The sequence below is a fragment of the Acinetobacter venetianus RAG-1 = CIP 110063 genome, from assembly GCF_000368585.1.
GTDB classification, from domain to species: Bacteria; Pseudomonadota; Gammaproteobacteria; order Pseudomonadales; family Moraxellaceae; genus Acinetobacter; species Acinetobacter venetianus.
Genome location: NZ_KB849558.1, coordinates 702812 through 715757, shown reverse-complemented (window position 1 = coordinate 715757; position 12946 = coordinate 702812). Strand labels below are relative to the sequence as shown.

16 protein-coding genes and 1 riboswitch are annotated in these 12946 nt (G+C 37.8%); of the genes, 9 read left to right on the top strand and 7 right to left on the bottom strand.

The annotated features are described in order from the left end of the window. Nucleotides 1-55 precede the first annotated feature (55 nt). The 3 genes from F959_RS08980 (at nt 56) to F959_RS08970 (ending at nt 2408) form a co-directional block, all read left to right on the top strand. Complete coding sequence (locus F959_RS08980; RefSeq protein WP_004879323.1) at nt 56-697, top strand: TetR/AcrR family transcriptional regulator; 642 nt, start codon at nt 56-58, stop codon at nt 695-697. Between the two features lie 113 nt (nt 698-810). Continuing rightward, the gene (gene argF / locus F959_RS08975; protein WP_004879322.1) at nt 811-1731 is read left to right on the top strand and encodes an ornithine carbamoyltransferase; all 921 of its coding nucleotides are present in this window, start codon (nt 811-813) and stop codon (nt 1729-1731) included. A gap of 152 nt (nt 1732-1883) precedes the next feature. After that, the gene (locus tag F959_RS08970) at nt 1884-2408 is read left to right on the top strand and encodes a protein tyrosine phosphatase family protein (protein WP_017196947.1); all 525 of its coding nucleotides are present in this window, start codon (nt 1884-1886) and stop codon (nt 2406-2408) included. Here F959_RS08970 and ispF read toward each other — a convergent pair. After that, a complete protein-coding gene (gene ispF, locus F959_RS08965; protein ID WP_004879318.1) occupies nt 2396-2887 on the bottom strand; it encodes a 2-C-methyl-D-erythritol 2,4-cyclodiphosphate synthase in 492 nt (163 codons plus the stop codon). The genes F959_RS08970 and ispF overlap by 13 nt on opposite strands. A gap of 98 nt (nt 2888-2985) precedes the next feature. Between ispF and F959_RS08960 the strand changes: the two genes are divergently transcribed. Next, nucleotides 2986-3633: an A1S_1983 family putative colistin resistance protein gene (locus tag F959_RS08960; protein ID WP_004879317.1), complete on the top strand. Its 648-nt coding sequence runs from the start codon at nt 2986-2988 to the stop codon at nt 3631-3633. 48 nt (nt 3634-3681) lie between these two features. Here the strand turns inward: F959_RS08960 and F959_RS08955 are convergent, their stop codons facing one another. From F959_RS08955 to F959_RS08940, 4 genes are all read right to left on the bottom strand, one after another. Beyond that, nucleotides 3682-4926 carry a D-amino acid dehydrogenase gene (locus F959_RS08955; protein WP_004879316.1) on the bottom strand — a complete coding sequence of 415 codons (1245 nt, stop codon included), beginning with the start codon at nt 4924-4926 and terminating at the stop codon, nt 3682-3684. Nucleotides 4927-5110: 184 nt separating this feature from the next. Next, nucleotides 5111-5200, bottom strand: a riboswitch (glycine riboswitch). A 135-nt stretch (nt 5201-5335) separates the two neighbouring features. Beyond that, on the bottom strand, nt 5336-5827 hold the full coding sequence (locus F959_RS08950; protein ID WP_026094090.1) for a hypothetical protein: 492 nt from the start codon (nt 5825-5827) through the stop codon (nt 5336-5338). A gap of 113 nt (nt 5828-5940) precedes the next feature. Continuing rightward, nucleotides 5941-7335: a class II fumarate hydratase gene (gene fumC / locus F959_RS08945; RefSeq protein WP_004879314.1), complete on the bottom strand. Its 1395-nt coding sequence runs from the start codon at nt 7333-7335 to the stop codon at nt 5941-5943. A 153-nt stretch (nt 7336-7488) separates the two neighbouring features. Continuing rightward, on the bottom strand, nt 7489-8496 hold the full coding sequence (locus F959_RS08940) for an SDR family NAD(P)-dependent oxidoreductase (protein ID WP_004879313.1): 1008 nt from the start codon (nt 8494-8496) through the stop codon (nt 7489-7491). A 66-nt stretch (nt 8497-8562) separates the two neighbouring features. Here F959_RS08940 and tusD point away from each other — a divergent pair, with 66 nt between their 5' ends. Genes tusD through F959_RS08920 form a run of 4 tightly spaced genes read left to right on the top strand, consistent with a single transcriptional unit; the run spans nt 8563 to nt 9970 of the window. Then, complete coding sequence (gene tusD, locus F959_RS08935; RefSeq protein ID WP_004879312.1) at nt 8563-8931, top strand: sulfurtransferase complex subunit TusD; 369 nt, start codon at nt 8563-8565, stop codon at nt 8929-8931. Between the two features lie 43 nt (nt 8932-8974). After that, a complete protein-coding gene (locus tag F959_RS08930; RefSeq protein WP_004879310.1) occupies nt 8975-9325 on the top strand; it encodes a hypothetical protein in 351 nt (116 codons plus the stop codon). Between the two features lie 8 nt (nt 9326-9333). Continuing rightward, nucleotides 9334-9618: a hypothetical protein gene (locus F959_RS08925; protein WP_004879309.1), complete on the top strand. Its 285-nt coding sequence runs from the start codon at nt 9334-9336 to the stop codon at nt 9616-9618. A 40-nt stretch (nt 9619-9658) separates the two neighbouring features. Further along, nucleotides 9659-9970 (top strand): TusE/DsrC/DsvC family sulfur relay protein, encoded by a 312-nt coding sequence (locus F959_RS08920; protein WP_004879307.1) that lies wholly within the window; start codon nt 9659-9661, stop codon nt 9968-9970. 9 nt (nt 9971-9979) lie between these two features. On the opposite strand, the gene F959_RS08915 is transcribed toward F959_RS08920, so the two are convergent. After that, nucleotides 9980-10843, bottom strand: coding sequence for a DMT family transporter (locus F959_RS08915; RefSeq protein ID WP_004879306.1), 864 nt, complete (start codon nt 10841-10843; stop codon nt 9980-9982). Nucleotides 10844-10963: 120 nt separating this feature from the next. Between F959_RS08915 and F959_RS08910 the strand changes: the two genes are divergently transcribed. Next, entirely contained in the window at nt 10964-12364 is a 1401-nt protein-coding gene (locus F959_RS08910) for an aminotransferase-like domain-containing protein (RefSeq protein WP_004879305.1), read from the top strand. Nucleotide 12365: 1 nt separating this feature from the next. Here the strand turns inward: F959_RS08910 and F959_RS08905 are convergent, their stop codons facing one another. Further along, nucleotides 12366-12848, bottom strand: a complete 483-nt coding sequence (locus F959_RS08905) for a winged helix-turn-helix transcriptional regulator (protein WP_004879302.1) — start codon at nt 12846-12848, stop codon at nt 12366-12368. Nucleotides 12849-12946: the final 98 nt, after the last annotated feature.

Genomic DNA, 12946 nt, shown 5'->3' with positions numbered 1-12946 from the left:
AAAAGATATGGTTTTTGCTATACTAACATCACTCCCAATATCTCAAGCGTAAATAATGACTGAACTTTGTTATCCAAGCTGTGCCAAACCTCAAACTCGTCGTGGTGAAGAACGTCGTCTTGCACTTTTGCTTTGTGCTACCGATTTGTTTTTAGAACGAGGTTATGACGCTGTGTCTTTGGATGATATCGTCAATCATGCTGGCGGCTCTAAAGCATCGATTTATAAATATTTTGGCAATAAAGAAGGTCTTTTTACTGCGATTTGTGAATATCGTCGTGAACTTTTTTTCGCTGGTGTATGTTTTCCATTTGATCCAGAAAGAATCAATTTAAGAAACTATTTAACTCAAACACTACAACGTTTCTACCAACACATCATACTACCTGACAATATCGCTTTTATGCGCATGTTCACCGAACAATCGCAGAAGGACATACAACTCGCTCAGTATTTCTATGACAAATGTGCCTTAAATATCCAAGACACTATTGCTTTTGCTCTCGAATATGCCCATGCAAAGAATGAAATCTATTGCTTGCAACCTAAATTCTCCGCAATGATGTATTTTGGTATTTTGCGAGATGTAGAATGGCGCAATTTGATGGGGCTAGATGCCCCTGAAAATGATGCTGAAATATTTGATTATATTAATTATTCTGTCGATTTATTTTTAAAAGCCCACCAAAAGGTCTAATTCTTTTGCATTTTTTTGGGTGTATAGTATAGTAGTCAATTCATTTTTTGTTCACCACCCATTAAATAACAATTAATTATTGTTTTTATTCAATAATTATTGTGGGAGTAATTATGGCGCTTCGGCATTTCCTAACTTTACGTGACCTATCCTCTTTAGAACTGCAACGCATTTTAGATCGTGCTCACGAGCTCAAACGCATGCAGCATAGCAATACGGTATTTCAGCCTTTTGTTGGCAAAGTTTTGGGAATGATTTTCGAAAAATCGAGTACACGTACTCGTATTTCATTTGAAGCTGGTATCTGCCAATTTGGTGGTAGCGCTATTTTCTTATCTCCTCGCGATACACAGCTTGGCCGTGGCGAACCGATTGAAGATTCAGCACGTGTTATTTCAAGCATGCTCGATATTGTGATGATCCGAACTTTTGGTCATGACATCGTAGAGCGTTTTGCTTCTTATTCTAAAGTACCTGTGATTAATGGTCTGACCGATGACCATCATCCATGCCAACTTTTAGCTGACCTACAAACTTATCAAGAGCATCGCGGTAGCATTGAAGGCAAAACAGTTGCTTGGATTGGTGATGGCAATAATATGTGTAATTCATATATTGAAGCAGCACATCTGATGGGCTTTAAATTGAAAATTGCTGCACCTGAAGGTTATGAACCAAAACCAGAGTTTTTAGCTGAATTTGCTGATTGTGTTGAAGTTTTCAACAAAGCTGAAGATGCCGCTGTAAATGCCGATTTAATCGTTACTGATGTATGGGCAAGCATGGGACAAGAAGAAGAGCAAAAATTACGTGAAAAAGCTTTTGCTGATTTCCAAGTGCACGAAAAGCTCATGGACTTAGCTCACCCTGACTGTTTATTCATGCACTGCTTACCTGCACACCGCGGTGAAGAAATTTCAGAAAATATGCTAGATCACAAAAATGCAGTGGTTTGGGATGAAGCTGAAAACCGCCTTCATGCACAAAAAGCACTGGTGGAATTTTTGCTCAATGAAAATCTAAAAAAAGACTGATTTGTGCATTAAAAAACAGCATCTTCTGATGCTGTTTTTATTTATAAAATCTAAATTGAACACTTAAATAAAAAGACTTATAGTAGCAACAGCTTTTACAATAAATTTCTCATAATATGAGAACTGCAACCCACTATGGTACAGCGGACGTTATGACTTCACTTGAACAAGCACTTTCTCAAATACCTAGCTTTTCTCTAGTTCACGAGCATCTATTTACCTCAGCTCAACCCACCGCTGAGCAGCTTCAACAGATTAAGGAATATGGTTGCAGCACAATTATTAACCTTGCAACCAGCAAGTCTGAAAACCATTTATCCAAACAGGATCAAATTTGTTTAGATTTGGGTCTAAATTACATTCACATTCCGATTGACTGGGATGTGCCATGTTCTGAGCAATGTTTATTGGTCTTAGATCTAATTGACCATCTTGTACAAAATGAAATCGTTTGGTTGCATTGTGCCAAAAATATGCGTGTAAGCAGCCTAATGTATTTATATCGCCAATTTTATATGAATTTAGATATGCCGGCCGCACAAGAGCTATTGCATCAGATTTGGGAACCAAATGAAACTTGGACGGGTTTAATTCATAGCATTACTTTACAACTGCAAGGCCGTAAAGCAACACAAGAATTACAACAATCGCTAATCAACAGTAATCATTTCGCTTGATGTGAAACCAATACTGTCGCGGTTGCCAATATCCCTTCTTGGCGACCTGTAAAACCCAACTTCTCTGTTGTTGTGGCCTTAATGCTAATTTGAGTGATATCAACATCAAGTACATCAGCAATACTTTGGCGCATTTCTAAATTATGTTTAGCCAATTTGGGACGTTCACACGCAACTGTGATATCTGCATTATTTAAATGATAACCACGATCCAAAATCAACTGATAAACATGTTTGAGTAAAACACGGCTATCAGCACCTTTAAATTCAGGGTCTGTATCAGGAAAATGTTGCCCAATATCTCCCAACGCTAAAGTCCCCAACAATGCGTCACATAGCGCATGTAATACGACATCACCATCTGAATGTGCCTTTATACCATGCGTATGTGGGATTTTTACACCAGCCAAGGTAACAAAATTACCTTCTTCAAACGCATGCACATCAATCCCTTGACCAATACGAATATGAGCAACCATATGATTTTCCTTTTACAATATACTGAACTAATCTTGTATTCAGGCTTTCTATTTCGCTATAGTACATTGAGCAAATTAGACTGAAAGTATAAGTGATTATGCTGTTTAACACTGTAAGAAATCAATTAAAGAAATCTGGTTACATCCTGACATTGAGTTGTTTTTGCTCAACATTTGCGTTTGCAGCCTCGATCGAATGTTCAAATCACAATATTGAACTAGGTAAAATATGCTCTAAAAAATATGAAGAGCAGCGCACACAGTTAAATACCAAGTTTCTAACCGCTTATTTAGTGACAGATGCTCCTTTACAGCTATTGCATGACACACAAACACTTTGGCTAAACCAAATAAGGCAGTGCAAAACCAAATCATGTTTTCAACAGCAATTTGATGCACGTATTGATGATTTGAATTTTTTCACATCAATGAACCAAACATTGACACAGCATTATTTAAAATATGAACATGGCAAAATTGCAAAACAACCTGTGCATTTAAAAGTTCATCAATTAGATAAAGACAAATTAAAAATTGAAGGTTTGGCTTATCGTAACCCCAATAATCGAATCGAAACTCAGACTATTTCACTTTTGTCATACAGCACACCAAGTGAAAAAAACGAAATTATCGACAATGAAAAAAAATGCCAGTATCAATTTGACTATCAAAAAGCATTGTTGGTTGTGAAAACAAAACAAAAAGGTTGTGAACGTTTTACAGGTATTTACCGTCCATACGATTAAGCTTTTATAGAAAAATAAAGCCGATGTTTTCACATCGGCTTTTTAGTTTTAGCGAGGGAATTTTTGAGCAATCTCTTGGCTAATGATTACTGCTGTTGCAGCAGATAATGTCCAACCAAGATGACCGTGACCTGTATTATAGAAAACTCTCGATTGTTTACCTTGCTTAACAACTGGCAGCATATTCGGCATCATTGGGCGCAAACCTGCCCAAGGAACTGAATGCTCTGTTGAAATATCAAAATTTTGATTTACCCAATTAATCAAAGGCTGGATTCGGTCTGCGCGTATATCACGGTTATAACCATTGAATTCTGCCGTTCCTGCAACACGGAAACGATCAGCACCAAGACGAGACGTTACGATCTTTGCACTTTCATCCAATAAACTCACCCAAGGTGCATTTTGTACACTGCGTTCATCTTTCAACTGGACTGTAATTGAATAGCCTTTTACAGGGTAAACATTGACACTATCACCAAGTAAGTCAGCAAGATGATAACTGCCTACGCCACCACAAACCAAAATAACATCTGCCTCAATTTGAGTCAGTTGATTAGTATCTGGATCAACATTTTCCGAACTGTTTTTACAATCAACAACCACTTTATCTTGTAGAAACTTCACATCAACAACATCTAAACCAAAACGATATTTGACACCATATTGTTCCGTTTTTTCAGCAAGTCCAACAGAATATTTATGAATATCGCCCGTAGCATCACCTGCCGTATAGTAACCACCGTAATAATTACCCGTTAGATTAGGCTCTATCGCTTTCATTTCTTCAGGCGTAATCGCATTTCGCTCTAGTTTCCCTTCAACTAAAACATCATTTACTCTTTTAGCGATTTCAAAATCTTCTTTGGTATGGTACATGTGCAAAATGCCACGTTTTTCCAAATCAAAGGAAATATTTTCTTTCTCAGCAATTTCAAAAAGACGTTGTCTAGCTAACAGGGCTAAACGGACTGTTTCGATTGTATTAGCTTTATAATCTTTAATATGAGTCAGGAACTCAACCAACCAACGGTATTTGTGCACACTAAATGATGGGTTGAGCAATAATGGTGCATCTTTTTTACTCATCCACTTAATACCTTTCAGTACCGTAGATTTCTGGTTCCAAACTTCAGCATTACATGCTGATAATTGACCACCATTTGCAAAAGAAGTTTCCATTGCAGGGAACAAATGGCGATCAATAACGGTCACCTCATATCCCAATTTAATTAATTCATAAGCAGACGTTACACCTGTAATCCCCGCACCAACTATCACAACATGAGGCATAGCAAACTCCTAGAAATGCATAACATTTCTTAATGCATAGCCCCATCTGTCATGGTACCTGAGAGTTTCGGCAAATGATTACCAATTAATCATCGAGCCATCCCCTTCGGTGAGTGTTACACGTAGAAGACCTTAGTTTATGAATAAATTCCTACGTATAGCGCACTACTCTCCAGATTGTATTTCTATTATTACAGTCCTTCTGCCTGAGAGTTTCCGGGGTCGTTGCTCCTTCGGCGAGTTCTTTGCAGAACCTCTCTCCCGCAATAATATTTATATCCATATAAGCAATATATATGCCGTCTCAACATTCCAACATTAAAATCTTGTAATTGTTTGTAGGTCAAGACTTGCTCTATATTATCAGTGAAATAATAAAAAAGCAGGTTAAATAACCTGCTTTTTCAAATTAAAATTTACATTGTAAAATTTGATCTGATAGTTGACCTTTCCAAAGATCACGTAAGGTTGGTAAATAGAATTTTTCACCAATCATAACCAGTTCCGCATCAATAAGCGCATGAATCTCATGCATCAAGATATAATCCAAAGCAATCAATGATAATTGCTGATGTTTTTGAGAAATTTGCTTACGTTTGATTTGTGCTTTTTTAACCAAGTCATTCGCAAAGTTCTTATCTTTATAAGCTGTGATTGCGCTCAAACGAAGCTCGATAATCCCCCAACCTTCTAATAGTTTTTTAAATGTTTCAAAGTCTTTAGACGTTGCTTCCCACGTCACATTCTCCAAGTTATTGTCCTCTGGTAAAACAGGTAACAATAAATCCGCAGTACTTGGGAAAATTTTCTTTAAATTCAACAGAAACTTAACAGGATTTTCGTTTGGAAGATCAGCAAACTGGATGTTAGTTTTAGTATCTGTTAAATAGATATTCAGCATAATGAAGCAACAATCAGATAAATCAAAAGCATATTGTACGCAGTTCACTTTATAAAAACTACTCATAAAAAAATCCCTCTATAAAAGAAGGATTCTTTGTGCGGTGCTAAGGCTTACTTGCTATTTGGAGATACCATATTTTCAGGTTTGACCACCTCATCAAATTGCTCTGCTGTCACTAGTCCAAGTTCAACAGCAACTTGTTTTAATGTCTTATTTTCCTTATAAGCTGTTTTAGCAACTTTGGCCGATTTTTCATAACCAATTACTGGGTTTAGTGCAGTCACCAACATCAATGAGTTATGTAAGAAGTAATCAATTTTCTCTCTGTTCGGCTCAATACCCACCGCACAGTGATCATTAAAGCTATTGCACGCGTCACCAAGCAACTGAATGGATTGTAATAAGTTATATGCAATGACAGGCATGAAAACATTAAGTTCAAAATTACCTGATGCACCTGCAACGTTAATCGTTGTGTCATTACCTAAGACTTGCGCAACAACCATTGTCATTGCTTCGCTCTGAGTAGGATTGACCTTACCGGGCATAATACTCGATCCTGGTTCATTCTCAGGAATACGAATTTCTCCAAAGCCACAACGAGGGCCACTCGCCAACCAACGAATATCGTTGGCAATTTTATTTAAACTCGCAGCCAATGTTTTCAACGCACCTGAAGCAAAAACAGCGGCATCACGCCCCGCTAATGCCTCAAATTTATTGGGAGCGGTGACAAATGGTAAACCCGTAAGCACTGCCAGTTGCTCTGCTGCTTTCACTGCATAATCAGGATGCGCATTCAAGCCCGTACCTACAGCTGTACCACCCAAAGGCAACTCATATAAACCAGCCAATGCTTGATTTAAACGCTTCAATCCATGCTCTAGCTGAGATACGTAGCCGCTAAACTCTTGACCTAGAGTCAAGGGCGTCGCATCTTGCAAATGTGTGCGACCAATTTTAACAATCTCATCAAACTCTTCAGATTTTCGCTGTAAAGTTTCTTTCAGTTTCTCAACAGCAGGAATGAGTAACTCGTTGATTTGCAAGCTAGCAGCAACGTGGATTGCCGTTGGGAAGGAATCATTGGTTGATTGCGCCCGATTGACATGATCATTTGGATGTACTGGTTTTTGAGCACCGAGCGCTTGACCTAGTTTTTGATTCGCAATATTCGCAATCACTTCATTGCAATTCATATTGCTCTGCGTACCAGAACCTGTTTGCCACACGACCAATGGAAATTGTGAATCCCATTGTCCAGCAATCACTTCCTCAGCAGCACCCACAATATATTGACTCAAATCATCTGGAAGCTGCTTCAACTCAGCATTTGTGATTGCAGCAGCTTTTTTTACCAAGCCCATGGCACGAATCATTGCGCGCGGTAAACGCTCTTGCCCTATTTTAAAGTTTTGTAAGCTGCGCTGAGTTTGAGCGCCCCACAAAGCTTCATTAGGGACTTCAACTTCACCCATTGTGTCATGTTCAATACGCATTTGCATAAACAACCTCTGCTCTATTTGGTTGAAAATATTTTGGGCTGAAGCAAATAGATGCTTTGGCTAATCAATATCCATTAAAAATTTATTGGAATATTTAATGGATAGTTATTATCCTAATTAAACCACGCATTAATGTAAATAAGAATCATTATCTTAATTACCTTTTAATGTATTCAGATAAAAACGCCACTCATCTTCAATCATCTGACTTAAAGGCCTTTTTGGCGACCAATTTAAAATGCGTTCGGCTTTTTCAATTTTTGCACCTAGTTGAGCTAGTTCCTGATGTTGATAAACTGCAGGTTGCACGCGTACCTCTGTTTGAGTCACTTTAGCAACCTCGTCCAAAAGTGCTTGTATCGAAGTCATTTGATCATGTGCAATATTAAAATTTTCCAAACAGCCTTGCTGATTCGTAAACCAGTTCAATGTTGCTAATACAGCATCACAAACATCGAGGACGTGTAAAAAACTCCGCTCAACAGTACCATCATCCGTCTCTGCTTGATTTTGTAATTCAATACAATCACGTTGCATTGCTGCAACTTGTAAAGCCAGAGGCACAATATTTTTAGGAAGTTGAGTAACATATTCACCCAATACACCGTGCTCAAATGCGCCGACGATATTGGACAAACGGAGATTCACAATCTTCCATTCATGATCAACTCTATAGGTATCCGTGATAATATTTTCTACCATTTGTTGCGTACGAACATATGGATTTGGATAGTTATAATTAAATTCAGTTTCTTCAGTCAGTTCAGCATCAGATTTTCCATAAACAGCTAAACTAGAGAGATTAACGAGTTGCCTAACCCCCATTCGCTGCATTGCGCGAAGTAAACTCATAATACTGCTGACATTGTCATTGTAGTACTCAAGAGGTTTTAAGTTAGATTCTTCCAGTGATTTAAAACTCGCTGTGTGAATCACGGTATCAATTGAATATTGTTCAAAAACTTTATTTAAAGCAGGCGTATTTCTTACATCAAGCTTCGCAAATGGAATATACATTCCAGAAATATATTCTAGACGCTCCAAAGTCTGCAAAGTCGAATTGGCTAAGTTATCAACAATGACGATCTCTTGACCGCGGGCCAATAGACTCAAAGCAATATGTGAACCGATAAAGCCTAAACCACCTGTCACCAAAATCATTGTATACTTACCTTCTTTTTAATATATCCATCATCGTTTTGTCTTCGCGACCATAGTGAATGTTCAATGAGTACACTACTATTAATTACCTCAGCACCTACTTCGATTATGGCTTGGCATGCATTTGGTTTAGCACAAGCCCTGCAAAATAAGCATGAGGAATTTCGTGTCTTCTTTTACCAAGACGGTGTTCATGTTGCGAATGATTTACAGTGGTATCCTGATGATCAACGCAACTTAAAACAAGAATGGCAAAAGCTCGGCATTCGACTCCCTGTCTGTGTCAGTGCTGCCCTTGCACGGGGTATCACTGATGCCAGCAATGCACAACGTCATTCACTTCAACACCACAACCTAGCTCAAAGTTTTGAGTTGGTTGGACTTGGAGAGCTTGCTAATGCTGTGCAAAGCTGTTCTCGTTTAATTCAATTTTAATTCAAGTTTTTTAATAGAGTGTTGCTTTAAAAAGGTAAATTGTGTGAAATCTGTACTCGTCATCCTAACGCAGCCCAATTTAACTAGTTTGCAGATCAATGAAAGTTTGTCTGCAACTATGGTTTTAGCAACCTTTGGTATTTCTGTCAAAGTATTATTGAAAGATGCTGCACTCAGTTTATTGGACAATAAATTAGAGTTCGATCAATTGAAATTCGCGTTTAAAATCGCTGCCAATATGGTCGAAAGTTTTGAATTTTACGACCTAACGCCAATATTAGTTGAAACTAAAAATCAGGCACTACCAATTGTAAAAAATACTGATCAGGAAATTGAATTTATCAACATTCAACCTGAGTTTATTCAATCATTTGACCATGTTTTATATTGGTAAGGTCATTTATGCAAAAGCACACTCTTTTTCTTGTTCAAGCACCCTATGCTAATTTAAATAAAATTTGGACTGAGTTGCCTCTGATGGCTCAAGCCAATGATTCTATTGTTGTAATGGGTGAAGCATTACTTCACATTCCTGAGAATATCTTGGCTACTTTTTCTCATATCTACTGTTTAAGTAACGAACAAAGCCTACTCAATGACTCAGTAAAAGATCGAATGAGCATCATCGAATATTCGCAATTTGCAGATTTAGTTTTACAATTCGAGCGTTCTATTTCTTTGAAATAGAGAAATATGAAGTTAATTTAAAATTTACTTAGGCTATTTTATGCAATTAGAATTGGATCAAGATGGTCATTTGGTGGATTACACCATTTGGAATCAAGAAGTTGCACAAGAACTCGCTAAATCTTTGGATTTGGAATTAACAGAATGGCACATTGAGGTGCTTAATGCTGTTCGTCAATTCTATCAGCAGTATGGTCATTCGCCAGCAACTCGTCCGTTGATCAAGTTTTTAATGAAAACTGTGAGTCCTGAAATCAACAATACTGAGCTGCAACAAAGATTCAATACAGGTTTAGTCGCTCGTCATTTAAGTCGACTTGCTGGTGTACCTAAACCCGCAAATTGCTTATAAATATCATTTTCAAGCAAATTTCTTTGCACAAGCAACACAAACAATTACTGCAATGGTTACCATAAACATTGCAACACTCACTTGCTCGTGCAAGAGGACAGCTGCTATTGCAAGCCCAAAAATCGGTTGAAGCAACTGCAATTGACCAACCGTTGCAATGCCGCCTTGTGCCAAGCCTTTGTACCAAAAAAAGAAACCAATCAACATACTAAAAATCGAAACATAAGCTAACCCCAATTTTGCCTGTACAGGAATCAACTGAAAATTTGTAGGTAAATACAAATATGAGAGTAATAACATGATCGGAAGTGTTATTAACAAAGCCCAACAAATCACTTGCCAACCACCTAAATGCTTTGACAGTTTCCCTCCTTCTGCATAACCAAAACCACAAAGTAAAATTGCCACCAACATGAAAAAATCACCATAGTTAAATGACCAACTTTGCGTTTGAAACAACATAAAAGCAAAAACAAGAGAAGCACCAAAAATAGCAAATAACCAAAAGATTAAACTTGGTCTTTCTCCACTACGAATGACACCAAAGATAGCCGTAGCCAATGGCAACAAACCAATAAAAACGATGGTGTGCGCCGCACTCACATACTGTAAAGCAAGTGCGGTAAAGAGTGGAAATCCGACAACAACACCTATCGAAACATATAAGAGAGAAAGCCAGTCTTGTCTTTCGGGTAATTTTTGTCGAGACAGTATGAGGAGAAATAATGCTAAAACACCAGCTATAGCCGCCCTCGCAGCAGTTAAAAAAGTTGGACTCATATCCATCACGGCAACTCGAGTAGCTGGTAGCGACCCTGCAAATATCACTACGCCAACAAGCCCATTCAACCAACCATCACGTATCGCTTTCATATATATTCTCCAAACCTATATGGAGAATTTAAACTGTGATAAGGTAATTGCACCATACACAATACAGTACAATATTAAATAACTGTATTGGTATATAAACCAATACAGTTGAGATCATTGATGAAAAATACAAAAATAGATTTTGTGGTATCGCATATCAACGAACAAATTAAGACGCGGTCATTAACCACAGGCTCACGGCTTCCTTCCGTGCGTGCTTTAGCCAAAACTCTCAATCTATCTATATCAACAATCGTCGAAGCATATGAAAGACTCGCTGCCAAAGGCATGATTGAATCCAAAACAGGTTCTGGTTTTTTTGTCTCGGCACCTTTAGCTCCTTTATCTATCTCAGAAATCCATCCTAAAATAATCGACAGAACGATTGATCCACTTTGGATTTCTAGACAATCTTTAGAAGCGCAACACAATGTTTTAAAGCCGGGCTGTGGTTGGCTACCAGACGACTGGATGCCACACGAAAATATACGCAAAGCCATCAGAACGGTTTCGAAAACCCATGCCAATATCCTGACAGATTACTCAACACCGCTTGGTTTAAAGTCACTTCGAGAATTAATTTCTCGCAGAATCTTGAACAAAGGCATTGAAGCATTGCCTGAACAAATCTTACTGACGGATTCAGGGACACAAGCAATTGATTTAATTTGTCGTTATTTTCTTAAACCAAATGATGTGGTTTTAGTCGATGATCCTTGTTATTTCAATTTCCATGCTTTACTCAAAGTTCATCAAATTCAGATCATTGGTATCCCATATACTCAAACTGGGCCTGATTTAGATGCATTTGCAGAAGCAATCCAGACCCATAATCCTCGGCTCTACATCACCAACTCAGGTATACACAACCCAACAGGTGCTGTATTAACACCAACAACTGCATATCAAGTTTTAAAATTGGTTGAGAACTCCAATCTCATTGTGATTGAAGATGATATTTTCGCTGATCTTGAATTAAATCCAGCCCCTCGTCTTGCTACATTAGATGGTCTATCTCGTGTAATACAGATCGGTAGTTTTTCAAAAACATTATCTGGTTCTGTACGGACTGGCTATATCGCGAGTAAGTCAGAATGGATTAATGATTTGACTGATATTAAAATTGCGACAAGTTTTGGAGGTAATCATCTATCCGCTGAAATTCTGTATATTGCACTTACAGATGGAAGTTATCGTAAATATTTAGAGGAATTAAAAATACGGCTTGCAAAAGCGATGGATTTTACCATTAAAAATTTAGAAAAATTAGGGATTCAGCCTTGGCTTAAACCACAAGCAGGTATTTTTTTATGGTGTGAATTGGATAAACATTTAGACAGTTCTCATATCGCACAAAAATGTCTTGAACAAGGTGTTATTTTAGCCCCTGGAAATGCATTTAGTCAGAGTCAACAATATCAAAACTTTATCCGCTTCAATGTTGCACAATGCCAAAATCCAAAAATTTTTGAAGTCCTATCTCATGCTATAAAACATGAAATAGAACAATATCCATTATAAATTAAGCTGTTTTTTGCTTTTGTTCAACAAAGGCAAAATATCCCGGTCCAGCGGCTACGCGCACATCTTGAACATGAATCGGATCATTACATTCGGAGCAAACTACTTTAGGATTAATTTTTTTTCCACAGCTTTTATGAGTAAATTCAAGCGGCTTCCCCATTCCTAGATCCATCCATTTATCCGCCCACTGCACCATCGCAAGGATAATTGGATATAAATCCAAACCTTTTTCAGTAAGTTGGTATTCAAAACGTTCTTGGCGCTGTACATAAGGAACTTTGACTAAAATTTCATGTTCGACTAAACGCTTCAAACGCTCAGAGAGAACATGCCGCGTCAATCCTAAGCTACGTTGAAAATCATCAAAACGGCGTACACCCATAAAAGCATTCCGCAGAATTAACATTGTCCAACGATCACCCAAAACTGAAAGTGTTCTCGCGACAGAACACGGCTGATCACCAATTTCTTCCCATTTCATTATTATCACCTGATTATTTTTAAAGTTTTAAAAAGACATCTTCCATGTCTTGAACCGTAATGTTTAGAATCTAAACAATATAAAATATACACTAAACC

Coding starts and splice junctions, on each gene's coding strand:
- F959_RS08970 (WP_017196947.1), top strand. CDS start 1,884: ATGACTTCACTTGAACAAGCACTTTCTCAAATACCTAGCTTTTCTCTA.
- fumC (WP_004879314.1), bottom strand. CDS start 7,335: ATGCAAATGCGTATTGAACATGACACAATGGGTGAAGTTGAAGTCCCT.
- F959_RS08920 (WP_004879307.1), top strand. CDS start 9,659: ATGCAATTAGAATTGGATCAAGATGGTCATTTGGTGGATTACACCATT.
- argF (WP_004879322.1), top strand. CDS start 811: ATGGCGCTTCGGCATTTCCTAACTTTACGTGACCTATCCTCTTTAGAA.
- F959_RS08950 (WP_026094090.1), bottom strand. CDS start 5,827: ATGCTGAATATCTATTTAACAGATACTAAAACTAACATCCAGTTTGCT.
- F959_RS08925 (WP_004879309.1), top strand. CDS start 9,334: ATGCAAAAGCACACTCTTTTTCTTGTTCAAGCACCCTATGCTAATTTA.
- F959_RS08980 (WP_004879323.1), top strand. CDS start 56: ATGACTGAACTTTGTTATCCAAGCTGTGCCAAACCTCAAACTCGTCGT.
- tusD (WP_004879312.1), top strand. CDS start 8,563: ATGAGTACACTACTATTAATTACCTCAGCACCTACTTCGATTATGGCT.
- F959_RS08910 (WP_004879305.1), top strand. CDS start 10,964: ATGAAAAATACAAAAATAGATTTTGTGGTATCGCATATCAACGAACAA.
- F959_RS08955 (WP_004879316.1), bottom strand. CDS start 4,926: ATGCCTCATGTTGTGATAGTTGGTGCGGGGATTACAGGTGTAACGTCT.
- F959_RS08905 (WP_004879302.1), bottom strand. CDS start 12,848: ATGAAATGGGAAGAAATTGGTGATCAGCCGTGTTCTGTCGCGAGAACA.
- ispF (WP_004879318.1), bottom strand. CDS start 2,887: ATGGTTGCTCATATTCGTATTGGTCAAGGGATTGATGTGCATGCGTTT.
- F959_RS08915 (WP_004879306.1), bottom strand. CDS start 10,843: ATGAAAGCGATACGTGATGGTTGGTTGAATGGGCTTGTTGGCGTAGTG.
- F959_RS08940 (WP_004879313.1), bottom strand. CDS start 8,496: ATGATTTTGGTGACAGGTGGTTTAGGCTTTATCGGTTCACATATTGCT.
- F959_RS08960 (WP_004879317.1), top strand. CDS start 2,986: ATGCTGTTTAACACTGTAAGAAATCAATTAAAGAAATCTGGTTACATC.